This is a genomic window from Thalassotalea montiporae (genome assembly GCF_053485855.1).
Genome location: NZ_JBQRUO010000001.1, coordinates 1,268,491 through 1,295,020 on the forward strand (window position 1 = coordinate 1,268,491; position 26,530 = coordinate 1,295,020).

17 protein-coding genes are annotated in these 26,530 nt (G+C 42.1%); 4 read left to right on the forward strand and 13 right to left on the reverse strand.

Going from position 1 to position 26,530, the window contains the following annotated elements:
* Nucleotides 1–16: 16 nt before the first annotated feature.
* Nucleotides 17–805: an enoyl-CoA hydratase/isomerase family protein gene (locus tag ACSLUR_RS05490; RefSeq protein ID WP_448552536.1), complete on the reverse strand. Its 789-nt coding sequence runs from the start codon at nucleotides 803–805 to the stop codon at nucleotides 17–19.
* A gap of 209 nt (nucleotides 806–1,014) precedes the next feature.
* Between ACSLUR_RS05490 and rimO the strand changes: the two genes are divergently transcribed.
* Nucleotides 1,015–2,466 (forward strand): 30S ribosomal protein S12 methylthiotransferase RimO, encoded by a 1,452-nt coding sequence (gene rimO / locus ACSLUR_RS05495; RefSeq protein WP_115999760.1) that lies wholly within the window; start codon nucleotides 1,015–1,017, stop codon nucleotides 2,464–2,466.
* 223 nt (nucleotides 2,467–2,689) lie between these two features.
* Here the strand turns inward: rimO and ACSLUR_RS05500 are convergent, their stop codons facing one another.
* The 8 genes from ACSLUR_RS05500 to ACSLUR_RS05535 all read right to left on the reverse strand — a co-directional run bounded on the left by ACSLUR_RS05500 (nucleotide 2,690) and on the right by ACSLUR_RS05535 (nucleotide 17,132).
* Nucleotides 2,690–4,555: a methyl-accepting chemotaxis protein gene (locus tag ACSLUR_RS05500; protein WP_448552539.1), complete on the reverse strand. Its 1,866-nt coding sequence runs from the start codon at nucleotides 4,553–4,555 to the stop codon at nucleotides 2,690–2,692.
* 483 nt (nucleotides 4,556–5,038) lie between these two features.
* On the reverse strand, nucleotides 5,039–9,682 hold the full coding sequence (locus ACSLUR_RS05505; RefSeq protein WP_448552541.1) for a PAS domain S-box protein: 4,644 nt from the start codon (nucleotides 9,680–9,682) through the stop codon (nucleotides 5,039–5,041).
* A gap of 353 nt (nucleotides 9,683–10,035) precedes the next feature.
* Complete coding sequence (locus ACSLUR_RS05510) at nucleotides 10,036–11,781, reverse strand: GGDEF domain-containing protein (protein ID WP_448552543.1); 1,746 nt, start codon at nucleotides 11,779–11,781, stop codon at nucleotides 10,036–10,038.
* A gap of 48 nt (nucleotides 11,782–11,829) precedes the next feature.
* Nucleotides 11,830–12,096, reverse strand: coding sequence for a hypothetical protein (locus ACSLUR_RS05515; protein ID WP_448552545.1), 267 nt, complete (start codon nucleotides 12,094–12,096; stop codon nucleotides 11,830–11,832).
* 17 nt (nucleotides 12,097–12,113) lie between these two features.
* Nucleotides 12,114–12,914: an SAM-dependent methyltransferase gene (locus tag ACSLUR_RS05520; RefSeq protein WP_448552547.1), complete on the reverse strand. Its 801-nt coding sequence runs from the start codon at nucleotides 12,912–12,914 to the stop codon at nucleotides 12,114–12,116.
* 96 nt (nucleotides 12,915–13,010) lie between these two features.
* Nucleotides 13,011–13,595: a GNAT family N-acetyltransferase gene (locus ACSLUR_RS05525; protein WP_448552549.1), complete on the reverse strand. Its 585-nt coding sequence runs from the start codon at nucleotides 13,593–13,595 to the stop codon at nucleotides 13,011–13,013.
* A complete protein-coding gene (locus ACSLUR_RS05530) occupies nucleotides 13,579–14,991 on the reverse strand; it encodes a pepsin-like aspartic protease (protein ID WP_448552551.1) in 1,413 nt (470 codons plus the stop codon). Before ACSLUR_RS05530 ends, ACSLUR_RS05525 begins: the two co-directional genes overlap by 17 nt.
* A 281-nt stretch (nucleotides 14,992–15,272) precedes the next feature.
* Complete coding sequence (locus ACSLUR_RS05535) at nucleotides 15,273–17,132, reverse strand: M2 family metallopeptidase (RefSeq protein WP_448552553.1); 1,860 nt, start codon at nucleotides 17,130–17,132, stop codon at nucleotides 15,273–15,275.
* A gap of 1,311 nt (nucleotides 17,133–18,443) precedes the next feature.
* On the opposite strand from ACSLUR_RS05535, the gene psrA reads away from it, so the two are divergent.
* The 3 genes from psrA to ACSLUR_RS05550 all read left to right on the forward strand — a co-directional run bounded on the left by psrA (nucleotide 18,444) and on the right by ACSLUR_RS05550 (nucleotide 21,671).
* Nucleotides 18,444–19,064: a TetR family transcriptional repressor PsrA gene (gene psrA / locus ACSLUR_RS05540; protein ID WP_115999770.1), complete on the forward strand. Its 621-nt coding sequence runs from the start codon at nucleotides 18,444–18,446 to the stop codon at nucleotides 19,062–19,064.
* A gap of 182 nt (nucleotides 19,065–19,246) precedes the next feature.
* A complete protein-coding gene (gene nagZ / locus ACSLUR_RS05545; RefSeq protein WP_448552990.1) occupies nucleotides 19,247–20,257 on the forward strand; it encodes a beta-N-acetylhexosaminidase in 1,011 nt (336 codons plus the stop codon).
* A 1-nt stretch (nucleotide 20,258) separates the two neighbouring features.
* Entirely contained in the window at nucleotides 20,259–21,671 is a 1,413-nt protein-coding gene (locus ACSLUR_RS05550; protein ID WP_448552556.1) for an SLC13 family permease, read from the forward strand.
* A 96-nt stretch (nucleotides 21,672–21,767) separates the two neighbouring features.
* Here ACSLUR_RS05550 and dsbB read toward each other — a convergent pair whose 3' ends face one another.
* The 4 genes from dsbB to ACSLUR_RS05570 all read right to left on the reverse strand — a co-directional run bounded on the left by dsbB (nucleotide 21,768) and on the right by ACSLUR_RS05570 (nucleotide 26,420).
* Nucleotides 21,768–22,286, reverse strand: a complete 519-nt coding sequence (gene dsbB, locus ACSLUR_RS05555; protein WP_448552558.1) for a disulfide bond formation protein DsbB — start codon at nucleotides 22,284–22,286, stop codon at nucleotides 21,768–21,770.
* A 156-nt stretch (nucleotides 22,287–22,442) separates the two neighbouring features.
* Nucleotides 22,443–24,029, reverse strand: a complete 1,587-nt coding sequence (nhaB, locus tag ACSLUR_RS05560) for a sodium/proton antiporter NhaB (RefSeq protein WP_448552560.1) — start codon at nucleotides 24,027–24,029, stop codon at nucleotides 22,443–22,445.
* Between the two features lie 428 nt (nucleotides 24,030–24,457).
* Nucleotides 24,458–26,131 (reverse strand): AMP-binding protein, encoded by a 1,674-nt coding sequence (locus ACSLUR_RS05565; protein ID WP_448552562.1) that lies wholly within the window; start codon nucleotides 26,129–26,131, stop codon nucleotides 24,458–24,460.
* 94 nt (nucleotides 26,132–26,225) lie between these two features.
* Nucleotides 26,226–26,420 (reverse strand): hypothetical protein, encoded by a 195-nt coding sequence (locus ACSLUR_RS05570; protein WP_448552564.1) that lies wholly within the window; start codon nucleotides 26,418–26,420, stop codon nucleotides 26,226–26,228.
* Nucleotides 26,421–26,530: the final 110 nt, after the last annotated feature.

Here is a 26,530-nt window from a genome sequence, read left to right on the forward strand (position 1 = left end):
ATGTTTTCCGGTATTATTAGCGGCCTTTAAATTCAGGTTTCGTTTTATTTAAGAATGCGGTAATACCGGCTTGGCCATCTTCAGTCACAGAATTTGCGGCTAACGCAATACCTTCTAAATGCATTTGAGATTCCATGGTTTGCGTGCTGCTAGCGTTTAACAATGACTTAATGCTCGCCAGTGCTAACGTTGGCCCTTGCGCAAGTTGACTCGCAGTTTTCAGAGCGACGTCGGCTAATTCATCTGCGCTAGTCACTTGATTGATCATGCCCCAGCTTTCAGCTTCTTGGGCCGATAGTTTACGATTACATAACAGCATTTCTTGCGCACGTTTTTTGCCAATAATACGAGGCAGCATATGCGTTAAGCCGCCATCAGGGCTAACACCAATCGCGGTATAAGCAGGTACGAAAACCGCTTTTTCAGACGCAATGGTGATGTCAGCAATTAATGCTAGGCTTAAACCAATACCTGCTGCCGCACCATTTACCGCCGCGATCACTGGCACATTGATACGGGCAATACTGGCAAATCCAACATGAAGACTATCGGCTAACTTTTTCAATGCTAGCTCAACGTTATCTTCGCCATTCACCATATAATCGAGATCGCCACCCCCACAGAACAACGGGCCATTGGCATTAATTAACACTGCGCCAATGTCTTTGTTGATTTGGCAAAGGCGAGTCACATCCTCAAGCTCTTTAGAAAACTCTAGGTTAAGGGTGTTACCCGCTTTTGGACGATTTAAGGTAATAGTGGCAAGGCGATCTTCGATGGTGAAGGTTAGGTATTGATAATTCATTATGGTCACTTGTTGCTCAGTAAGAGGATGATAATTATTTGTGTGTGACGTTACTGAGTCTATTAAGCCTTGTCAATTGAGACATAGGGTTGCGTTGTGATGATCAAAATTAGTAATGGTTATCTTGGTATATATTAGTCATGGATTACTGTATAATCCGCGCCCTAAAATCTCTGTATCACTATGACTTCGACACATAAGGGCACACTATGACTGTTGAACAATTCGATCCGAATAATCCAGCACCGACTGTTCAAACTGATATCAAGCAAACCACTACGCTAGATACTCCCAACCAAGTAATTGCTGAGCAAGCCAGCGAAGTTGACCATAGCCAAACACAGGGCTCGCGCATCGGTTTTGTTAGCCTTGGCTGCCCGAAGAACTTAGTTGATTCCGAGCGCATTTTGACTCAGTTACGTACTGAGGGGTATGACGTTGTGCCTAGCTATCACGATGCTGATATGGTGATTGTGAATACTTGTGGTTTTATTGATGCAGCCGTACAAGAATCACTCGATACCATTGGCGAAGCGCTGAAAGAAAACGGCAAAGTACTGGTGACAGGGTGTTTAGGAGCGAAGGAAGACGAGATTACGGAAATTCACCCAAATGTACTCGGCGTCACTGGCCCACACGCTTATGAAGAAGTGTTAACGCAAGTTCATGAGCACCTAGCTAAACCACAGCATAACCCGTTTGTTGATCTTGTGCCGGATCACGGTGTTAAGCTGACACCGAAGCATTTTGCTTATTTGAAAATATCGGAAGGCTGTAACCATCGTTGTACGTTCTGCATTATTCCGTCAATGCGAGGAGATTTAGACTCTCGCTCAATGGGCGATATTTTAGGTGAAGCACAGCGTTTAGCGAATGCGGGCGTTAAAGAAGTATTAGTGATTTCACAAGACACCTCGGCCTACGGTGTGGATGTCAAACACAAGATGGATTTTTACGAGGGTATGCCAGTAAAAACTCATCTTAAACAGTTATGTGAACAGCTTTCAAAACTCGGTATTTGGGTGCGTTTGCATTACGTTTACCCATATCCGCACGTGGATGACATTATTCCACTAATGGCAGAAGGTAAAATTTTGCCGTACCTTGATATTCCATTTCAGCATGCCAACAAGCGTATTTTAAAATTGATGAAGCGCCCTGGCAGCTCTGAGCGTGTACTTGAGCGTATTCAAAAATGGCGCGAGATCTGCCCAGAGTTGGTGATTCGTTCAACTTTTATTGTTGGCTTCCCAGGTGAAACAGAAGAAGAGTTTGAAGAACTATTGGACTTCTTACGTGAAGCGCGCCTAGATCGCGTAGGCTGTTTTAAGTATTCGCCAGTAGAAGGTGCAACCGCCAATGAGTTGCCTGATCATGTGCCAGAAGAAGTAATGGAAGATAGGCTACAGCGTTTTATGGCTGTGCAGGCTGAAATCAGTGCTCAAAAATTGCAAGATCGTATTGGCCAAGAATACCTAGTACTAGTTGATGAAGTAAACGAACTTGGTATTGTTGGTCGCTCATACATGGATGCACCAGAAGTTGATGGCAAGGTTTACTTATCAGACGATTACGATGCACAGCCAGGCGATCAAATTTGGGTGCAAATTATTCATGCCGACGAGCACGATGTTTGGGGCGTAAGAGTTGAAGACGAGTAACTAAAGTAAGCCGCTGAAAGCAAGTTATTCACGCTTTTCTATTACTTAAAAGAACTAAGCATTAGGGCTACGCCATTAAGCTAGATATTTGTTTTGAGTAGATAAAAAACGCCGTTATTGCTCCCAATAACGGCGTTTATAATTGTGCTTTCTTATTCCAGACTTTGGTTGCTAACCTCAGTAAAAAAACTAAAGTGAAACAAGCTTCGGATTCAGCTGTATATTAGGAGTAGTTGTACTTCTCTATTTGGTTGTCCATATCCACTGCTGAATCGGCAATGGTAACGGCAGCGACAGCAATTTGCTCAGCACCACTCACGTTTTCTGTGGCTTGTTGGAAGATATTTTCAATGTTAGTGTTAATTTCTTCAATAGACTGCGCTTGCTCTTTAGTACTCACGGTTACTGAATCGGTAACATTTTTCACTTCATCAATCTGAGTCGTGATCCGATCTAGCGCAGCTTTGATCAGCTCGGCTTGATGGGAAGCTGCCATGGCATTTTCTTTACCGTGGTTAATAATATCAAATGCCTGCGTTGAGCCTTTTTGCAACTCATCAACCACCAGCGATATTTCTTCGGTTGACTGCTGTGTGCGGCTGGCAAGCGAGCGAACTTCATCGGCGACAACCGCAAAACCTCGTCCTTGCTCACCGGCACGAGCGGCCTCAATCGCGGCGTTCAACGCTAGCAGGTTGGTTTGCTCAGCGATGCCACCAATCAGTTGAACCATGTCGGTAATACTACCAACGCGCTCATTTAATTGATTAATCGCTTCAGCTGATTTTGCCATATCTTCCGCGGCATTTTGAATAACGCTCACCGCTTCTGTTACCGTAATTTTGCCTTGTTGAGATTCTTCAGCCACTTTGTAGACAGACTCGCTGTTTTCTTGCATGGCACTCGCTATTCCCGCAACATTGCTGTTCATTTGCTCAGCAGCAGAAAAAATTAACTGAATGCCTGAGTGTTGCTCCGTTAAATTCACTTTGCTTTGCTCAATAGCCGAGGCAGTTTCGCTTGTAGATTGACTAATATCTTTTGCCGTACTTGAAAACTGTTTTAAATCCTTGGCAAACAACTGGGTCAGTGAATTAATACCTTGAGCAGCTTCACCCAGTTCGTCGTAGCTCACAATTTTAATCTCGTGCAGTAAATCACGGTGGTGCAGGGCAATGTCGATGCCTTCTTTAATCTTGGCTGATTGACGGTTACGCAGACTAAGAGAAATGTAAATACCAATGGTGGTTAGTGCGCCAATGGCCAGTACAATAAGCTCTACCACCAATACAACCACCGCCTCTTGTTGAACCTTAATTGCGGTTTTATCAACTACCGATAGTGCTTTTTCTTCCGCGTCTTTTAAGGCATTGATACGCTCAGTCGCATATTGAAACCAAAGCTGTGGTTGAATGTTAAAGTTACTGTCTTTATCGGCGACTGCCTGCCTAATTTGCTTAACATTTAGCGCTGCTGAACTACTCGTAGCTTGCTGGAAAAAGTTTAAAAGCTCTGGCGTTGCTGACTCAAACGCTTCGTATAAAAATACCTCTTGCTTGGTCATCAATTCGGTATGTTTTGCGCGTTGTTGCGGCGTAAACTGGTCTTTTGCTAGTACATTTGCCAGCACAGCTCGTTCTATGCCAGCCGATTCTTTGGCACTTGAGAAGTTGTAAATGCTAAAAAGTTCTGACGAGATGACTTGGTTAGAGCTCAGCTTTGAAGCCATAATCACCACGTGCAAACCTTTATTATTAATATTGGTGTAAAAACGCAGCGCATCAGCGGTTGGAATATTTAAGCTACTGACGGATTGGCGAGTTGCTTGCAGATTGGCAAAAGCAGCAAGAAAGTCATCATACGATGTTTGCATATCAGCACTGAGCGGCCATGCTTTGCTGTCGGTTTTAATTTTGGCAAGTGCGCTGTCAACTAAGCTTCTTTGCTGCCTTAATTCAGTGGCAAACTTTTGCCCTGATGAACCAATAAAGCCAGCAGTCATGCCTCGTTCTTTTTGAACCTCGTGAACAACACCTAAGATGCTATGCGATAGAAATGCATTGTATTCTGAATCGTACGCGTTATTCATGCGATTATAGGAGTGATAAACATCGTAGAAAACCACGCCACCAAGCAATATACAGGGAAGTATAATAAACAGATTCAAGTGTGAAGAAATGTACTTAAAGATATTTTTCTTGATCATAATTGCCCTTACCACGTGTTTCCTTTAACGCTTAAACTGCAAGCGGATTGAGTTACAACTTACACTTAGACATAACTTATTAATAAATAATTTCTATATATAGTTCAATAAATTAATGACACTAGTGTGACTAAGCGAACAAAGTTTACGCTGAGCTTTCAGGCGCTTAGCTAGTAAAAAACAATAGTTGAAAAGTCGACTTTTTGCTATTTAGATACACTTTACTCACTTATAGCCATGATTTAGCTGCAATATTCAACTAACTACTATTTCCTGAGTGTTCAAGGGCAGGTGAATTTTGATAATCAGCTACGATTCCTAATCATACTCAGTTCAACTTTAGGAATGGCTAAATTCCATACATAATTAAACAATGGATTTTAAGATGGCAGCCGTTGCTTCAAAATCATAACTACTGAGTTGTTGATTGGCTTGTTCTAATTTGGGGCGTAAAGGGCTGTCACCAATTTTCATTAACAATGCTGCCAATTTATCAACGGCGTCACTGTCAAATTCCTCAGCCAGATCAATGATTTCTTGCAGCAGTGCAGTTACTTCAACGTCTGAAAGTATGCTCGTTTGTTTAGTTGCAGGATCGTGGTGGTTTTCAGGCTGCTGATTTGCATTTGCTTGGTCAATAAGGTCAAGGTATTCAGTTATTGATGTCAATGCATGAGATAGATTGTTGGCAAGTTTAGTCGCGAGCAGTGATAACGCCTTAGTGTCTACTTCAGCGCTTAGGTCTTGTTCTAATTGCGCTGCTAGTTGTTGCACCTCGCTGGCGCCAATGTTAGCGGAAGTGCCTTTTAAACTGTGAGCAATACGGATTTTGGTTTCAAGATCTGCCTGTTGATAATCGTCAGGGAAGTTTTGGTAGCCATCAATAAATCGATGAAGCAATTTATGGTAGAGCTTAATATCGCCAGCAACCGTGGCTAACCCTTGTTTAGAATTAACACCTGCAATTATTGGTAGTGGTGCGTTTTGTTGGGCATGCGCGTCTTTTGTTGTAGCGGTTTTTACAGGTGTTTGCTCTTTATCCTGCGCAAGTTGCTCTGTCGGTGAATGAGTAGCTACTTCAGTTGGGAAGATACACTGAGATAATGTGCTAAAGAGCGCACGCACTTCAATTGGCTTGCCAATGTGTGCATTCATACCTACCGCTAATGTGCGCTCAACATCGCGCTGCATAACGTTGGCAGTCATGGCGATAATGGGAAGTTGGTCGTATGCAGTATTTTTGCGGATATGACTGGTCGCGGTATAGCCATCCATTACAGGCATTTGGCAATCCATTAAAATAGCATCATAAATATCGGGTTTAAGTTTGTTCAATGCGATTTGGCCATTTTCAGCAAGGTCAACAATAATGCCTTCGCCAGTCAGTAAATCTTTTGCCAACTCTTGGTTAAACTCGTTATCTTCAACCAGCAGTATTCGTTTACCTGAAAGTTCAGGCCAATGTTGCACCGCTTCTAGCGAACTTTGTTGCAGCTGTGGTGCAATCGCTTCTTCTTGGTGGTGGCTAAATGCCTCTAAAATGCTTTCATATAGATGGCTTGGGCTCGTCGGCTTGGTTAAGGATGCGTCATAACTTACTGAGCGTTGCTGCGCTTTTTCGGCCATATCCTGAATATCATACGCCGTCATCATCACCAGTTTCGGCAGTTTATTTGAGTGTGGCTGTTCAGCCAGTGCTTTAACAAAAGCAAGGCCGTCCATTTCTGGCATAACCCAATCAACATAAATGAGGTCAAACAAGGTTTTATTGTCATTAATCAAGGCGAGTGCTTGTTGTCCAGAGTGTACGGCTTGCGCCTGAAAACCCAGTTGATTGAGCATTTCTGACAGTATTTCTCGGGCACTTTCGTTGTCATCGATAACTAATACATGTAACTGAGACAAATGCGCAGGCACGACGATTTTTTCATCTAGTGTTTTGTCACTTAATTTGAATGTGCAGTTGAATTCAAATGTCGTGCCTTCAAGGCTTTTACTGCTCACCGAGATTTTACCACCCATCAACTCAACTAAGTTCTTAGTAATGGTTAACCCTAAACCCGTACCGCCGTATTTTCGTGTGGTCGAGCTATCCGCTTGTGAGAACGCTCGAAATAATCGGTTTTGCTGCTCGTCAGTCATTCCAATGCCAGTATCTGAGACACTAAAGTTAAGTGAGAGCGAGTCAACCGATGCGACATTAGCATTGCTTTTGGGTAGTAATTCACTGCTGACTTTTAGCTTAATTTCACCACTGTCTGTAAATTTAATCGCGTTGCTACCAAGGTTGATCAGAATTTGCTTTAACCTAAGCGGATCGCCAACCAAGCTAGTTGGCGTATTGCGCGGTAAATCAATAAGCAATTCGATGTTCTTTTGCGCAGCTTTTAGGGCAAAGGTATTGCTGAAGTGGTCAATAACCTCATTTAAGCTGAAGTCCACTTGTTCAATATCTAGCTTGCCGGCTTCAATTTTCGAAAAATCTAGTATGTCGTTAATGATGCCTAATAGCGACTGCGCGCTTAGCTCTACTTTTTGAATGTAATTTTGTGCTTTGGTGGGTAGTGATTGCTGCAATGCCAAATGTGACATGCCAATAATGGCATTCATTGGTGTGCGAATTTCGTGAGACATATTGGCAAGAAAATCTGACTTAGCACGCGTCGCTTGTTCGGCGGTATCTTTGGCACTGAGCAACTGCTGCTCGGCAAGCTTGCGCTCAGAAATGTCACGAATGGAAGCACAAATCAGCATATCTTCACCCGTGTTTAGCGGGCTTAAACTAATTTCAACAGGGAATTCAAAGCCCTTGGCGTGCAGTGCGGAAAGCGACATATTAGCGCCCATATCACGCACCGACGGATTATCCATGTACTTTTCAACGTGAACTTGATGTATTGGCCTTATTTTGTCGGGGATCAGCATATCGATAGAGCGACCCAAAAACTCTTTCTTTGAATAGCCAAACAATTCTTGCGCGAGTGCATTGACCAATACAATTTCTCGTTTTTGGTTGATGACCATCATGCACTCTGGTGCCGACTCAATCAGCGCGTGAAATAGCTCTTCTGACTCTTTGCGATCGGTAATATCGATAATGGTGCCATGCAATACTTTGGGTCGTCCGCCACAATCATACGATGCTTGACCACATTCATAGACCCAGCGCTGTTCGCCATCTGCGCGGAATAATCGATATTCAACGCTATACGGCTGATGGCGAGCAACAGCGTCATAAACCGCTTTAGTGATTCTGTCGTTGTCATCAGGGTGGATAATACTGGCAAAACTGACTTCGCCAGATAAAAATTTAATGGGGGGAATTTGGAGTAGCTGTTCAGTCATGTCGCTCATAAACAACATACTCCAGTTTTCGTCAAGGCGGCAGGTGTAAACAATACCAGGAATGGTATTGATGATAATTTCCCGCTCTTTTGCGACTTGCTCGGCAATCTCGCGTGAAGACTCAAGCTGCAATTGCATCGATTTAGCTTTGGTAATATCGACAATTAATCCTGAAATTTTTAACGCTTTGTTCTTCTCATTTCGAGCTAGCGCACTGCCGTTAACAAGAAACCAGCGCCATTCGCCTTGACGTGTTTTCATCTGGCACTCAACGCGCAGTTCATCAACCTTATTGTCGATATAGTCGTTGAATAATTGCTGTACTTCATCGCGGTTATCAACGTGGATTAATTCCACCCATTTTTCAACATCTTCCCCTAAAGACAAATTAAGCTGACGAGGCTCATAGCCAAGCACTTGCGTCCACGTTTCATTGGTTGTAAAGGTGTTGTTTTCGCCATCCCAAGTCCACATACCGGCGTTTGCACCATTAAGCACAATGTTCAACCGTTTTTGATTGTCTATCGACAGTTGCTCGGCAGATTTAAAACGGGTGATATCTTGGCTAACCCCAACCAGCTGGTAAGTGTGCGAGGCGGCTTTGCGCAATGTTGTGGCAATCCATCGATAGTCAGAGTCGCCAGCATGTTTAAGCCTTACTTCAAATTTGCAAAAAATATCATCGCCGGTTCTAAAGCGTTTAAGCCTGCGCAGTGCGCTCGCAAGGTCTTTTCGATTAACGAGCGGATATAGCACTTTGTTAACGTTAATACGACCAGGCTTTATCCCTACGATTTTGGCGAGCATTTCTGATCCGCTAAGACGCTTAAGCGATGGTGTCCACTCCCAATCAGCGAGTTCTGCCGCTTCTGCCGCAACTTTAAGGCGAATATCATTTTTACGGTTTAGTCGGTCGGCGAGCTTTTTGGCAGTAATATCGCGTACGGTGCATAAAATGCCTGCCTGTTTCTGCCAGTCGATAGGTTGCAGGTTTACTTCACAATAAAATCTTTGGTTACCAAAGCGAATATGCTCCCACTCAAACGAACTAAAGCCCGTTTCTTTGGCTTTGGCAATATTGATATCGACTATCTCTTGCGAGCTTGAACCGTCAGGTTGGAACTCTGGCGAAACGCCAAACGGAAAGACATTGGCAAGCTGCTCTTTGTCATCAATGCCATAAAGGGTAAGTGCCGCTTGATTACAATCAACCATTTTGTGTTGGATCATGACCATTAAGGCGACGTGGGAAGAGTCAAACAGGCCGCGAAAGTTTCGTTCGTTGTCGAGTAATTCAGTTGTGCGAAGTGCGACTTGTTGCTCAAGCGATAAATTGGCATGAATTAACGATTGCTGCGTTCGTCTATGGGCGAAAAGTAGCCAAGCCATAATCAATACTGCAATCCCGCAAAAAAGTGCCATTATCCAAAACACAGTGGCGTCTTTGCGTGCATTATGTGTAGAGCTATTTTCTGAACTGTTATTAGCGGGCAAAAGATCAGCGGCAGATGATGCTGAAGGCTTAAATCCTGCTTGTGCCATCTGCACATTGGGTGGAGCTGAATGACTCGTTGTTTCACCAGCGATAATGGTTGAGCTGGTAAATAGCCAAACAAGGATAGCTAACAAGCTTTTATATGTTGCGTGAGTGAATTTTGGGATCATTACGAAGCAATTAACCTGCAGCGCTAAATTTTTCGATGCTATTGAAAAGCTTAGTTTATATTTAGCCGTGTGTAGGGTTTATATCGCGTAATTTTTTAGGAATATGTTACGTGCTTTAAAGAGCAAGTAGCCTATGTTTGAACTTAGAGAGAAGTTCGCAGTTCGATACCCCTTTAGACATATACATCTGATTTACAAAAGTTTGTGCCAGAAATGCAAGTAGCTAGGCAAGCTTAAACCAATAAAGTGGGTAGAGCAGCAAAGCGGCGATATATCAATTGCTTTGCATTCGTTTTGGTATGACGAAATTTATTGAATTTACGCTCGTTAAGCAGGGTGGTTGTGAGTAAGCATTATGGTTCGTAAATTCGGTATTGATTACGGCCATTATTTTTTGCTTGGTAGAGCGCTTTATCGGCATCAGCAATTAAATCATCAATAGCCATGCCGGATATTTTACTGGTGGTAATACCAAAGCTTGCCGTAACTGAAAAATCATGGCCAGAATCACTGGTATCGATTGCTTCAAAGGCACGCATGCACTTTTCTGCGACATAACAAGCTGCGCTGGTATCACAGCCTGGGAGCAAAATTACAAATTCTTCACCACCTAAACGGGCGAAGATGTCGTTGTCTCGTACACACGAGTGCGCGGCGCTTGCCGCTGCTTTTAATGCAAGGTCACCTGCTGAGTGGCCGTATTGGTCATTAATCTTTTTAAATTTGTCTAAATCGAAAATAATGCAAGTAACAGTTTGTTTGGCTTTGGTAGCTAGCTTTAAGGTTTCTTCGGCTAGCGTCATAAAGTGTCCGCGATTATAAACCTTAGTTAAATAGTCAAACTCAGCTAGCGTTTTTAAGCGTCGTTGCGTGCGCCACGAACGATAACCAAAGAAGGCAAGCAGTGCGATAATGGCCATTAATAATGAGGCAATAAGTTTTGTGTTCTCAGCTTCAGTTCTGGCTAATGATTGCTCAACCCGCAACAACTCATTTTTATTGTTTAAGAGCTCATTCTGGTTGTTGAGGAGTTCTATTTGGTTTTTTTGTTGTATAGCTTGATGCTGTGCGAGCTGGAAAGCAACATTTCTAGCTGTAATATCGTTTAAGTAAGCTTTGTCTGCTTCCGCATATTTAATGTAGTAATCCAGTGCTGTTTCAAAATTTTGTGCGTCATATTCCAATTGGTATTTCTGGTGGTAAGCGTCAACTGTCTGTTTAGTGTTACTATGAGTAATATTCTCGATAGCTAAATCAGCATAATGGCTACTTTTTTCAGCTTTACCAAGCTGGTAATAGGCCTTAGCTAATGTGTTGTAAAAATCAATGATTGCTAATGAAAACTTAGTTGCAAGCACATCGTTAATAAAGGGGGTTAATGACAAAATAGCTTCTTGAGGACTACCGCTTTCAAGGTGATTTTTGGCTAAATAGGCTCTGACGACTGAAGCAGCAACAGGCCAATTAGCTTCTTCGCAAGTTTTTATAGTTTCTTCCATTTGAAATATCTGAATAACTGACGAAAAGTTTTTGTTTTGACTTGCCTCTAATCTCAGCTGCTCCACAAAACATTTGTTTTTTAGTGTTAACTGTTCTGTATTTAGCGTCTTGATATAACTTAGCGATAATTCAAATTGCTGAATTTGATTATAAAAAACAATAACAGTTAGCAACCCATAAATGGTATGAGGACTATTATTAACTTGCTTTATTTGCTGTAATGTTTTTTCTACAAATAGGAAACCGTTAGTCCAATCTTTTTTAGCTAGATAAACACTAATCAGGCCATAAGTTGCCCTTAATATTAGTTCATTGTTTGATGAATTCTTTGAGACGGTATCAAGAAGTTGCTCCGCTTCAGCGTAATTCCCCATTATGGTTAATTTGTAGGCCTTTAACACATAGTAATTCATCCTTTGTTCGTGAGAAAAACTTAATGCTTTGGACTCTAACAGGTTTATTGTTTCATTAAATTTTTTAGGGTTTTCTTGGCGCACGTTTTCAGCCTGCGCAAGCAACGCATTTATCTCAGGCGTTTTTCCCCAAACTGTAGAAACAGTAAATAGTGAAATGAAAGCTAGAATTTTAAATAAAATCATTAATTTCAATTGTTAGGCACTGCCACTGGGTGTCAGTGCCTACTGAGATTACCCGTTTGCTATTAAAGATAAACAGTTTTCTGTTTCTTTTTTATCATCATCTTCTTTTGGTGATTCTTGATTATCGTCATCATCTTCAGCTGGGGCAATGATAAAACACTTTATTTCAGGCTGGAGCGACTTTTCATTGGCAATACTTGCTAGTAGCTCTTTTTCGTTAGTGGAGAGCACATCGCTGTTTTGAACGCTTTCGATAATTGACTCTAGAGATGCATCACTCCCCAGTTTTTCTAGCAAGTTAATTATATCTGTCATTATTATTTTTTCCTTTGTTATTGAACTAGGGTTAAAAAAGAAGTTTTATCCAATTTATTCAAACTTTCCCGAATAGGTTTATTGGGTATTAGGTCTGTACTAGGTGGAATCACCAAAGTTGTTTGCATATTTAATTTGGCTTTCGCGAGTAAGCTCAATTTGACTTTATCTCTTCGTACTTTTTCAGTAGGTAAAGTGTTCGCTTCATAGAGTATCACTTGGTGGTCAGCAGGATAATGTTTTAACAGCAAATCCACCAATACTTGCGCGTATTCATCGCCCGTTGAATATTTGCTAACACTTACGTCACCCGCAATACCTACTTGCCATAAAACCATATGTGCAGCAGTGTCTACAGCCCTTTGGTAAAGCATAAATTGGCTAGCTTCGTAATGAATGCACCCGGTTTTACCTGGGTCTATGCCTAGATCGGCGTACAAACAGTCTTCTGCTGAAATGCCAGCTTCCATTTTTGCAGGAATATTTAGTTTGTCCAAAGCGGCGATAGCTTTGTGTGAAACGCAGGCAAAAACGCCTGGATGACCATAAAATGCGGCCACAACTTTTAGTCCTGACTGAGCGGCAGAAACTAGTTCGTTGGTCATTTCTTGATAGGTGCTATGCCTAGATTTACCTTCGTCATAAAAAGGTTGTAGGCTTTGGCAGTTGTTGTTCATTGAGCTAACCCAACTTTCAACAAAACCATCAGACATTAATAGATAAACTTTGTCGGCTTGTTCGATATGACTGCGACTAATAGGGCTGATATGTGCGCCAAGGGTAATACCAACTCCTACGCAAACTAAACTTCCAGACATCTAAACTGTAGCTTTTTATTATTTTTATGATTGTGTTGCGACTAACATAGCAGCTATCAAGAACTGTTTAAATAGTCACACTTAAGAAAGTGGAAATTATGAAAAGGTGTTATTAATAATTGTTTTTTTCCATGACTGACAATCGAAATAGGAATATCTACTATCGTCTTCTTCCAAATTGTCGTCGAAAACAAAGCCCAACTTTTTTACAAACCTCTTCGTGGCAATATTTTGCTTTGAAAAGCGAGCAATAATCTTTTGTATGTTTAAGTAGCTAAAAGCAAACTGCATCAAGCCGCCCATTGCTTCTTCCGGTATTTGCTTACCTTGGGCATGTCGCGCGATCATAATGCCAATTTCAACGGCTTGGTCATTTGGTAATTCGTCTGTTTTATACAGTACTTGAAAACCAATTGGGCTATTCGATTGTAAGGAAACTATTGTCCATGTTTTAAACTGAATATCTTTTATTTGATTAAGTCTTAACGAGGTTACAAACTTAGCATGTGCTGCCTCTGGTGATACTGCACCCCCTGTGTACTTCATGATCTTTTCATTTGTGTGCATTTCGACAAAAAGTGCCTTATCTTGGCTATTGAGTGGGCGTACAAGTAATCTTTTTGTTTCAAAACTATTCTTTGTCTTGGCTGACGTCAGTATAGTTTTAGCTTTGCTGTGCAAATCTAATCACTCCTGTGCCGTTAACACTTCTATCAAATACTGTGTAGTAGTTGGTAATTAGCGGTAAACCAATAATGCTTTGGTTTGGCCAGTTAGGTAACTGGCTGAGCAGTTTAAAACAGGCTTTATCTTTTTCTGGTGTATTAATTTGCCAATAGTGGCTAGGAGGGCAAACTAGCGCCACAAGTTCACTATCTTTTTCGTCTTCACCGATAAATCGAAAAGTTAAATCGGGCCATTGGGTTAGCTCTAATTGGTTAGCGTCAACGCCCAAGTATTGCTGATTGATTTCTGCAAATGGTGCTAGCAACTTAGCAAACTTAGGGTTCATTTCACTAAGCTGTTCGGTAACTTGTTGGAATAAACCTTGAGGCAATATCGTTAGGCTAGCACCAGTATCTATAATGGCGTTGGTAAAATAAGACTTCTCATCTTTAGGTGCTAATGGCTCGGCTAGTATCGGCGTATTATTGCCAACCTGCACCGAATGCAGTTTTACGTTGTAATAAACATCATGAAAAACCTTGATAGTTTTAAATGTGCCACGATAGAGGTCAGTCTGCGCTTCGCTGCCACCTAAGATTAATCGCCCTTGATTAAGTGGGTCTGCTACTAACTCTTCTATTTGCTTCGTGGTTGGGCTGACTGCACTGATATTTTCGCTTGCTACATGAACACTTGAGCGCTTGGCATAAAAACTAAAACGGTTATCAACTAAATGCTGATCGGCAATCTGAGTAAAAAACGGCTTAATATCGTGCTCAGGCTGCTGCCACAAAAAAGCTTTGAATGCCTTAAGGCTTTTAAATTGTGTTGAATTGTCAATTAACAATTGTTTACTCGATGTTTTAATATCTGCTAATTGGGTAGCTAGTGTTTTATCACCGATTGAAAACGGCCAAGGTAGGCTAAGTGCGGGGCTAATTTGTTTTTCGTTATAAAACTCTGTTAGATCAAAGCTTTTATTTAAGTGGTGATAGGCGAGCCCTAAAATGCCGTCGGCATCACCAAACGTTTTGGTTGGCTCAGCTTCAACTACTGCAATTGAGGTATTACATACCAGTGCTTTGTTTGTCTTTTGATTGCCAAGGTTTGAATGAGTGTTAGTTGTAGTTTTAGCTTTGCTAGCTTTAGCCTCGCTTGAGGTAAAACATAGCTGGCTATGCACGACGGCACCCGCCCAGCCTCCTAACCCATAATTAACTTCTTGTACGATAGGTGTCGCAACTAAATTCTTATCTTGAGCGGGTTGGTAATTATTTGGTTCGACAACTAAGGTACTGCTGCCGGTATCAATAATTAAATTGACCGTGCTTTGCTCGCTACCAAGATAAACGGTCGCGGTAAAGTCACCTTTGGCATATACATTGGTGAGTTCAAGCGTAATACTTTTCATTTTATTGTTGTTTTTTGTCGTTCGTTACTGCTTGGAAATAGCGCTTTTGGACGCTATAAAACCGGATAAGCATAGCGAGGTGACGTGCAAAAAGAAAGTGGAGTTAGCGTTAGTTTCTGCTTTGATAATGGTTGCTTTGTTAATAGTTGAACAAGCTCAATTCTTAATCTACTAGTTGCCGTTGGGAGAGCTTTTTAAGGCTTACAATGAGAAACGCCTCGATTAATTCGAGGCGTTTCTATTAATGTTTAGCTTGTTCTAATTAACTTAGGCTTAAGTCATTAAAAGCCACATTGGCGACCTTTGTTTTGGTCTTTTAACCAAGTGTGCAGTGGCGCAAAGTAATCAAGGATAGCGGTTGCATCCATTTGCTCATTGCCAGTTACGACTTTGTAGGCTTGCTGCCATGGTTGGCTCATGCCCATTTCTAGCATTTTGTTAAGCTTTTCACCTGCGTCTTTATTGTTGTAAATCGAACAACGGTGAATCGCGTCAGTATTGCCAGAAATCTCACACAGCGCACGGTGGAACTCAAATTGTTGAATATGCGCAAGGAAATAGCGGCTATACGGTGTATTCGCCGGTACGTGGTATTTCGCACCAGGGTCGAAAGCATCAGCAGGGCGCTCAACAGGAGCACTTACCCCTTGATACTTCTCACGTAGTTCCCACCAAGCTTGGTTGTAATTCTCTGGGGTTACTTCGCCCGAGAACACTTTCCAACGCCATTGATCAACCAATAAACCAAATGGGATAAAGGCAACTTTGTCTAATGCCATTTTCATCAATAGGCCAATGTCTTTTGATTCGTCTGGCACGGTATCAATTAGGCCAATCTCTTTAAGGTATTTAGGTGTCACAGAAAGCGCAATGGTATCGCCAATGGCTTCGTGGAAACCGTCGTTAGCAGAGCCTTGGAAGAATACTGGTTGGTTTTTGTAAGCGCGTTGGTAGAAGTTATGGCCTAACTCGTGATGAATGGTGGCAAATTCCTCACCCGTTTTTTGAATACACATTTTAATGCGAATATCATCGGCGCCGTCCATACTCCACGCCGATGCATGACACATTACGTCGCGATCCGCTGGCTTAGTGAATAACGAACGTGTCCAGAATGTTTCTGGTAATGGCTCAAAACCTAGTGAAGTGAAGAAGGTTTCTGCACCTTTCACCATCTGAATTTCGTCATAGTTATGCTTGGCAAGCTGCTCAGTAACATCATAACCAGGATCTGCATTTTCTGGTGCAACTAAATCATAAATATTGCCCCACTGCTGAGCCCACATATTACCCAGTAAGTGAGCTGGAATAGGTTGGTCTTGCGGCACTTTGTCTTCACCGTAATGTTCGCCTAATTCAGCGCGAACGTAACAGTGTAAATCGTCGTAAAGTGGCTTTACTTGACCCCATAAGCGATCTAGCTCTTTGGCAAACTCATCCGCAGGCATATCGTATTTAGAACGCCACATGGCGCCAACATCGGCATAACCTAAGGCTTGTGCGCCTTCATTACCCAGCTCTGCTTGACGCTCATAGAGCGGTTTCATGTCTGGGCTAACCGTACGCCAACCTTGCCAAAGCTCAAGTAATTCATCGTAATCGCGTGATGTTGCCATTTTTGATGACATTGCGACTAAACTTAATTCTTCACCTGCTTTGGTCGTATAGGTACCTTTACCATACATGCTACCCATTTCGGCAGCTAAATTAGCGAGTTCTTCTGTTTTTGCTGAATCTTGCGGCGCAGGAATAACCAGTGCTTGTTTCAACACTTCTAATTTGCGACGCTGCGCTGGGGCGACTTCCACACCATCAAATTTTGCCGCTTCCATTGCATACTTAACACCTGCTTCAGTTGAGCGCTTGCCCGCAGCAGAGGACAACGCAGCGGTGTCTTCGGTAATAAAGTTTTGGTAAATCCATTCAGCGCGTGCACCTTCAACGTTCAGCGTTTGAATTTCTTTCTCAACACGGCTTAAGAAAGCATCTACGTCTTTGGCATTTAATGCTTGAGTTTGTGTGGCAGTTTTTACCTGTTCACTTGCCTGTTGGTTCGATTCAGCTTGCTTTGAAGGGTTGCAGCCAGTTAAGGCTAATGCAAGTGCACCAGCAACAGCTGTGACTTTGAATAGTTTGTTCATAGTTTGAGCTTTATTATTTTAAAAGTAAGGCAAGTATAAAGCAGTGAGATTATTTTTAAAGAATCGCAAGCGCGCTAGAGGTTTTGTCGAGGCTGGTTTGAGTAGTCTTGAGCCAGCTATATTAAGCCAACTATCTTAAGCCAAGTATATAAGAGTAAGCTGTAAAATATAGGTAAACTATAAAGAACAACCGCGCAGTTTTTAGGCTACGCGGCTGGGATTTCATGAAACAAGGAAGTATTGCATGTCACTTAGTAGCGAACCCCTCAAGAATTTGTCTATAGTGAAAACTATTCTTCACTACTTTACAGACTTTCTTGTTTGATTTACGACTAAGTAAACTTAATTGTAGACCTTTATGCGTTAATTGGCTGAATTTTTATCATCTTTTTTCTATCTAACTAATAACCAAAGACAAAGTTCTCAACAAGCCTTGAGTTAAGGTCATAAAAATCAAAGTGTTAAAAATTTATTAGCGTGCTTTTAGTACAAGAGTTGTTTGAAAAATGCGCTGAAATGTCGAGCAAAAACGTTAACGCAAAAAAAAGCCCAGCGATAGGTGCTGGGCCAAAAGAAGGAGAGTATAACAAAGTCACTTAACAAGCTTCACCTTGAAAAGATGGTGATATATTAGCCATGTCTTGTGTTTTTTACTGTTGGTGATTTGTTTAAATGTGTAATAGTTGGTCGCCAGTTTGATACATTTTGGGTGAGCGCTAAGGGCGATTTTCGAATAAAAAAATGGCTCAGTGCCGATTGACAGATCAGGTCGCCGAGCCAGGGAGAAGTCATGTGTATACTGTTTGAGGTGTACACGCCTAAAAAGTTCCGCGGATATTTAAAAAAGTATTAGGGCGTGTTGATCTTTCAGGGTTGTTTTTGCAGCAGTCTGTTTGGGTTTTATACAAGGCGGCACTTGTGCAGTGTAGTCATTCTCCATAAATAAGTGCCAACACAGTAGAAAATTCAAACAGACGCTGCCCTGCCGGTTCACTTAAACGCTTCCTGCTCATTGTTGCTCGATTTTTACATAGAACGACTATGCGACAAAGCGAGCGCCGCGATCAGAAAGCGTTTAGATTGAACAAAATTCAATCTCGAAAGATCAACACGCCCTAAGTTTTTCGTAGAACGATTAACCCATTCTTACGCCCGTGTTATTTAATCTCTCCAATTAATTACTTCTAGTTTGTTTCAGTTCTTTTGTTTTCGCTATATTAATTGACGGCAGCGTCTTAGGTACGCTATTTTAAACGCACGTTTTAACTGTACGTTTAAACGGCATTTGTCTAAGCAGTAGGCGCGCAGGGTATGAGTACAAAAAATAAAATATTAGATGCAGCGGAAGAACTTTTTGCCATAAAGGGCTTTAACGGAACATCGCTAAGAGAAATTACTAGCCAAGCTGAGGTTAATTTAGCTGCGGTAAATTATCATTTTGGTTCGAAAAAAGAGCTGATTAAAGCAGTAATTTCAAGATATATGAATGAGTTGGCGCCGAAGCTAGAAAAAGCGCTAGTTGATGTTTACGACCAAGAAGCGCCAACACTGCACCAAGTGTTTTCTGCATTTGTTCAGCCCTTACTGTCGTTAAACGAATTAAGAGAAAACGGCACAAGCATTTTCTTGCAGTTATTGGGGCGTGGCTACACCGATAGCCAAGGCTTTTTACGTTGGTTTTTAACTACCCAGTATCCAAATGTGATTGAACGTTTTGTTCAAGCGGTGCAACGAGCCTACCCAGACTTGACTGCAGAACAAATGTTCTGGCGTCTGCACTTCACCATGGGCACTATCGTATTTACTATGTCTTCTAGCGATGCCTTGCTTGATATTGCGAAAAACGATTTTAGTAAAAACTTAGGCGTTGAAGATTTGATTCAACAAGTCATTCCTTATGTCGCTTCAGGCGTGGCGGCTCCAGTTCGTTAGACTCATTGTCGACTACTGATTATCGACTACTGACTGTCGATTATTTGTTGATGCTTAGTTGTTGACGCTTATTTGTTGACGAAAGTGCTGCAATAAACCCGGCATAACCCTTTTATTATCCAAGCGATATTTAATATGATTAAATATCGCTTTTTTAATGCCTTAAGAGCACCAAGGATATGATTGGACCTATCATGCTCGATGTCGAAGGGACATCACTCACTGAAGAAGATAAGGAAATTTTGGCTCATCCGCTCGTTGGTGGGCTTATTTTATTTAGCCGTAACTACGAGTCTCTCGCCCAAGTTTCCGAGCTGACCCGCGATATTCGCCACGCAGCGCAACATGATATTTTAATCGCTGTTGACCAAGAGGGGGGGCGAGTGCAACGTTTTCGCGATGGGTTTTCTGCTATTCCAGCCATGGGAAAGCTTTGGCAACAAGCTGGCCACTCCCTCGCGCAGGCATCAATGCTGGCCAATGCTTGTGGGCAGCTAATCGCATTGGAAGTGATGTCGGTTGGCGTTGATATCAGTTTTGCTCCTGTGCTGGATATCAATGACGTTAGCGACGTGATTGGTGATCGAGCTTTTCATTCACAGCCTGATGCTGTTTATCAACTCGCCGACGCCTTTATTCATGGTATGCATTCGGTAGGCATGAAGTGCACCGCCAAACATTTTCCTGGGCATGGCAGTGTTAAAGAAGACTCTCATATTGCCTTGCCGATAGATAATCGTGATCGTGCTGAGATCTTAGGTATTGATATGGAACCCTTTCGCCAACTTATCAACGCTAAAAAAGTTGATGCCGTGATGCCAGCGCATGTGATTTACCCAGCATTTGACGATAAATCTGTTGGTTTCTCGTCATTCTGGTTACAACAAGTGTTAAGAGCCCAATTAAATTTTGACGGTGTTATTTTTAGTGATGATTTGTCAATGGCTGGTGCTGGTTCAATTGGTGGCTTTGTCGAACGCACTGAAGCCGCCCAAGCCGCAGGTTGCGATATGTTGTTAGTTTGCAATGATCGAGCCGCAGCAGTTGAGGTTATCGATAAAGCCAATATTCAAGTGCAACAAGCCAGCCAGCCAAGATTGGCAAGAATGCTTTCAAAAAGCCCTGTTAAGTATGAGCAGTTAACGCAAATTAAAGAATGGCAGCAAGCCCGAACAGCGTTAGGAATTTCATAAAATGAACTTAGCATCTGTATTGACTAACAAGTATTTTTATTTGCTGACGGGTGTTGTGGTCTCGCTCGTCAGTTATGTGTTGTTGCTAGCCGCAGGTTTACCACAATTACCTGCAACAGCCGCTGCCATTACGTTATTAACCGTGATTTGGTGGGTCAGTGAAGCCTTACCTATTCCAGTTACATCGCTCGTACCTTTTGCATTGTTGCCACTGTTTGGCGTGATAGATCATAAAACTGCTGCATCAGCATTAGGTAGTCACGTGATATTACTGCTAATGGGAGCATTTATGCTGTCAAAAGCGCTTGAGCGCAGCAAAGTGCATGAGCGCCTAGCAATCTACATGATTAATATGGTTGGGCTAAGCAGCGGAAAACGCTTGGTATTTGCGTTTATGCTGTCAGCCGCAATGCTCAGTATGTGGATTTCAAACACAGCAACCACGTTAATAATGCTGCCAATTGCGTTAGCGATTATCAGCAAACTAGACAACAAAGTACTGGCTTGTGCGCTTATTCTTGGTATTGCCTATGCCGCTAGCTTAGGTGGCGTTGCAACCCCAATAGGTACGCCGCCCAATGTGATTTTCATGGGGGTTTATCAAGAAAATGTAGGTCAAGAAATGGGCTTTCTGGCCTGGATGAAAATTGGTGTGCCAGTAGTGTTGCTGTCATTACCTTTAATGGCACTCTGGCTGACCAGAAATGTGAATACCTCGTTAGATATCGATTTACCTAAACTAGCGCCGTGGCGTACAGAAGAAAAACGTGTGCTTTGGGTGTTTGGCTTAACCGCCTTAGCTTGGATCACTAGACAAGAGCCTTTTGGCGGCTGGACTGGCTTATTGGGGTTAAAAGGTATTGGTGATAGCACTGTCGCACTCGCTGCTGTGGTGATCATGTTTATTGTGCCAAATGGCCGAGTAGACCAAGAAACCGGTCAGAAGGGAAGGCTGCTTGATTGGCAAACGGCACAAACAATCCCTTGGGGGATGTTATTGCTATTTGCTGGTGGTATTGCGATTGCAAAAGGTTTTGTGAGCTCTGGCTTAAGTACTCTGATTGGTGAATGGCTATCTTCATTAGCAACTATTCCGTTGATCGCTATGGTGTTGGTAATTTGTTTAGTAGTAACTTATTTAACCGAAATTACCAGCAATACAGCCACGGCAACACTACTGTTGCCAATATTAGCGGCCGCGGCTTTATCGGTAGGTGAGGACCCACGTATTTTTATGATCCCAGCAACAATTTGTGCAAGCTGCGCATTTATGTTGCCTGTGGCGACTGCGCCTAATGCTATTGCGTACGGTACGAATATGTTGGAAATCAAAGATATGGTAAGGGAAGGCTTTGTATTAAGTTTGCTCACCGTAACAGTCACCACAGGTGTCTGTTATTGGCTGCTTGTCTAATTGCTGTTTAGTTCAAAGTGCAGTTAGTAAAAGAGCGCCGAAAGGCGCTCTAATTTTTTGTAAAGTAGCTTATTGACTTTAACTGTTTGTTTTTAATTAAAGATTTTTGGCAACGGCAATTCGTGTCGTTAGCACAGCTGCAAGCAATGCAGTATAAACACCGTAAACCACAACCATCCATTGCGGCATGCTATAGCCTAAAAATTGCCAGCTAATTTCACCACAATCGCCTGTTGCTTCGAACAATGCTGGTAACCATTCATGCAAAGGCGCCCAGCTTGGGAAGTTTGGTGTAAAGTCACAGGTAAAAAACAGTGATAAGGTTGCGCTTTGCATTTCGACATGTTCAAGCGCGATAATTAGGCCCCAAATTGCGCCTGTTCCCCACAGTCCATAGCCAGCTAGTCGAGCAACTAATTGATTAGGGGCGAGATAACCAACAACGCCAGCAAAAAAGATCGCCCAAATTGCCACCCGCTGATAAATGCACATAATGCAAGGTGCTAAGTCCATCACATATTGAAAATACAGGGCCGCGAATTCTAGACCCAACGCCGAAATGGCTAACAATCCCCAAGCTGGTTTTTTAGTGGCGAGATTACTAATAAAATTCACATAGTTTCCTTATAGTTATAGCGAATACCAATCGTTAAATAATCATTCAATTGGTCTAACGACATTTTATTGAAGGTGTTGTATTGAGGGCATTGTATCGAACAGGGCGCGAAAAAAAAGCACCGTAAAGGTGCTTTTTGTTAATAAGTTTTGCGACTAGTGTCCGCTAGGGACCTGCGCTTCCGAAGCTTTATGATGATGGATAATACCAGCATCGTAGAAGTCTTGTGTTTTTGACTCTAAGAAACCACTAGAAATGGTAATTAGGCCAACCGTTGTTAACACTAAGGTGTATGGCAGAGCCATGACCACCATACGACCGTATGATAAGCGAATCAGCGGTGCTAAAGCTGAAGTTAACAAGAACAAGAACGCAGCTTGGCCATTTGGTGTTGCAACACTTGGTAAGTTTGTTCCCGTGTTAATGGCAACTGCTAACATGTCGAATTGATCACGAGTAATGTGACCCGCTAGCAAGGCTTTCTTAACTTCGGTAATGTACACCGTGCCAACGAATACATTGTCAGAAACCATTGATAAGAAACCATTTGCTAGGTAGAACATCACTAGCTGCATATTACCTTCAAAGGTTAATACCCAATCAATAACTGGCGTGAATAATTGTTGGTCAATGATTACTGCAACCACGGCAAAAAATACGGCCAGTAGTGCAGTAAATGGCAATGCCTCTTCAAATGCATGGCCAATTTGGTGCTCTTCGTTTACCCCAGTAAATACTGTTGCGAAAATAATAACGCTTAAGCCGATTAGGCCAACGGCCGCAAGGTGAAGTGCTAATGCGATAATTAACCAAACACCGACGATACCTTGCATCACTAGTTTTACTTTATCGCGAGTCGTACGCTTTCTTGATTCCTCAGCATCGAAATCTTGCAAAATAGAACGCACGCTCTCTGGTAAATGCGCGCCGTAACCAAACCATTTTACTTTTTCGAGTAACACACAAGTGAGCATACCAGCAATAAATACAGGCGCAGTAACAGGTGACATACGAATAGCGAACTCAACGAATTCCCAGTTAGCTTGTTGACCAATAATTAGGTTTTGTGGCTCACCAACGATGGTACAAACACCGCCTAGCGCGGTACCGACACCAGCGTGCATTAGCAAGTTACGCAAGTAAGCGCGGAAGTCTTCTAAGTCGTTGCGTGACACGTCATGTACATCACCATCATGGGTGTGGTCATGGTCGTGTGCAATTTCTTTACCTGAGGCAACTTTGTGATAAACCGAGTAAAAGCCAACCGCGACACTGATGATTACCGCAATAACCGTTAGCGCATCTAAGAAGGCCGATAAGAAGGCGCTAGAAAAACAGAATAGTAAAGACACCATCGTTTTTGAGCGCACTGTCGTAATGATTTTAGTGAATAAAAACAGTAACAGGTTCTTCATAAAGTAGATGCCTGCAACCATAAAGATCAGTAGCAGCAGTACTTCAATATTGACAATAAGTTCGTGGAGTACTTGCTCTGGCGAGGTCATGCCAATAACTACCGCTTCGATAGCGAGTAAGCCGCCTGGTTGCAGAGGGTAACACTTTAGTGCCATTGCTAAGGTGAAAATAAACTCTAGAACGAGTGCCCAACCGGCAACATAAGGACTAACGTAGAAAAATAAGATGGGATTAATAACTAAGAAAGCAATAATGGCGTATTTGTACCACTCCGGCGAATTACCGAGGAAGTTTTTGAAAAACGCACTCATAACTGACTGCTGCATAACTAACCTTTTAGATATTTAGTTTGAAAAGTATCGCGCCTATAACAATAGGTTTATCGATACTTTTTTCGACAAAGTTGGCAGAATATATCATATAAAAATAGACATAATTAGGGCTGGCTACAATTTTTTGCAGTTTACTTGATCTGTCGTATGACTGCTTGCTAGTCAATGTATTTATTGGATTGTTTGTGTTTTCAGTAGCTGGCGAGTAAATACTCTAAAGCTTGGTTGTCGATATAGAGAGTGAGAAAGGTAAGTTTGTTTATGGTTAGTTGGTGAGTAAGCACTCTAAAAGTCTGGTTTATAGGCCGCAATTTCATTTTGACATGCTTATGTCTAGCTAAAGACTTCCCAAATAAACGTTTATGATGAAAACTCGTCGAACATTGTCGTTCGACGAGTTTATAGCGGGCGCTAATTGCAGGTTAATTTGTCCAAACAATTTTATCGCTGTGGGCGTGAGCGATGATATCGGCGAATTTCTCTTCTATCGAGTGCCTTTTAACTTTTAATGTTGGTGTCAGCAAGTCATTGTCAATTGACCACTCTTCGTTAAATACCACTAAGCGATCAAGTCGTTGATGGCTTTCTAGCGTTTGATTGATGCTATTTAAGGTCTCAAGCAAGCTTGCCTCGTTATCCGCCTTGCTTTCTTTTTTGGCATCTTCAGACAAGACAAGTAAGCCAATTGGTTGGGCTAAGTTAGTGCCAGTTACACAAACTTGCTCAACACTGGAGTTTTCCATAATTTTCGCTTCGATGGGGGCGGGTGTGACATATTTGCCTTTAGCGGTTTTGAATATATCTTTTAATCGACCTGTGATGCGGTAATACCCATCACTGTCAACAACGCCTTTATCACCAGTTCTTAGGTAGCCATCATTGGTAAATACGTCAGAGGTTTTTTCCTGATCCTTGTAGTAGCCAATCATGTTGCAAGGGGCTTTCAATTGAATTTCACCATCTTCGGCAATACGCATGTCTACACCGTCATAGGCTTTGCCGATTGAGCCGACTTTTTCTTTTCTAAACGGTATACAACTCGTGCCATAGGCTGCGTTCTCTGTCATGCCCCATGCTTCACAAATATCAATGCCGATTTTTCCAAACCACTCTATTGTGGCTGGTGCTAAAGGTGCCGAGCCAGAGGCATAGTGTCTTGCGGAGTCTAACCCCAATTGTTTTCTTATTTTTGACGCGACTTTCTTGCCAATAATAGGTAAGGCTAGTAAAAAGTTGAGCTTTTTCTGTGGAACTTTTGACAAAATACCCATTTGAAATTTTGTCCATAGGCGCGGTACTGAGACAAACAGCGTTGGCTCGCAATTTTTTACATCGCGCGTAAAAGTATCGAGTGATTCAACGAAGTACAACTTAATACCTGAGTAATACCCAGAGAGCTGTATCAAGGCTCTTTCGGTGATATGTGCTAGTGGTAGGTAACTCATGACGCGATCTTCGGTACTTACACCCAACACATGAATTGAGTTACTGGCTGCCCAGCTTAAAGTTCGATATGTGTGAACAACACCTTTGGGTTGCCCAGTACTACCAGAAGTGTAAATAATACTGAAAATATCATCCATATCAGGCACTGGGCTGTCAGCGATGGGGTCAACACTAGTGAATTCTTCCCAGGAAATTGGTACATCTGCACCTTCATACGGAAAAGCAACTTGTTTGACGTTGTCTGGAAGGTAACTAATTGAAGCTTTAGGGTCATCCAGTTTGCCAACAAAAATCATTTGGCATTCCGCATGTTCTAATACGTAATGTATTGTGTCTTTGCCTGCGGTTGAAAAAATTGGTACCGACACATGACCTGCCATTGCTATCCCCATATCAGCAATGATCCAATGGGCACAGTTTTTAGAAAGAATAGCAATGCGACTGCCTTTAGGGTAGTTACTGGCGCGCAATGCCGCAGCGACTTTCCGTGCTTCGGTGATGGCTTCTTTCCAAGTGAATTCGATGTATTCGCCATTAACTGGCTGGGTCATATAAAGCATATCAGGATGCTCGCTTTCCCAATGATAAAGCATCGATATAGGTGAAGTAACATTGCTTTGTGCGGTATTGTTAGAATTATCTTGTGACATGCCTACTCCATTGTTGTATAAATTTTGCTCGCTATATAGTAATAGTTATCTATGAAGCAAACGGCAAGAACTTTTTAAACTTAAATTCAATGGTTTAGGTTTGTCTAACAGGGTTCCATAGAGCTGCTTGATCTTGTTCGTAATCAATCAGTGCCTTGTCTTTAAGTGCTTTATTTCTCGGTACATTGTTTCTCCGTACCTTATTTCTCTGTACATTGTTTTTCGGTAATTGCTTTGACAGCAAATGCACATTGATAGTTTTAATGCAGACCTGATAGGTAAATTTCATTGCTTTAGCTTTTTAACTTCCCCACTACTAGCAATAGCATCTAGCAATTTACATTGAATTCACATTGCACCCGTTAACTTAGGCCACATAAAACAATACCTATAGGGAAT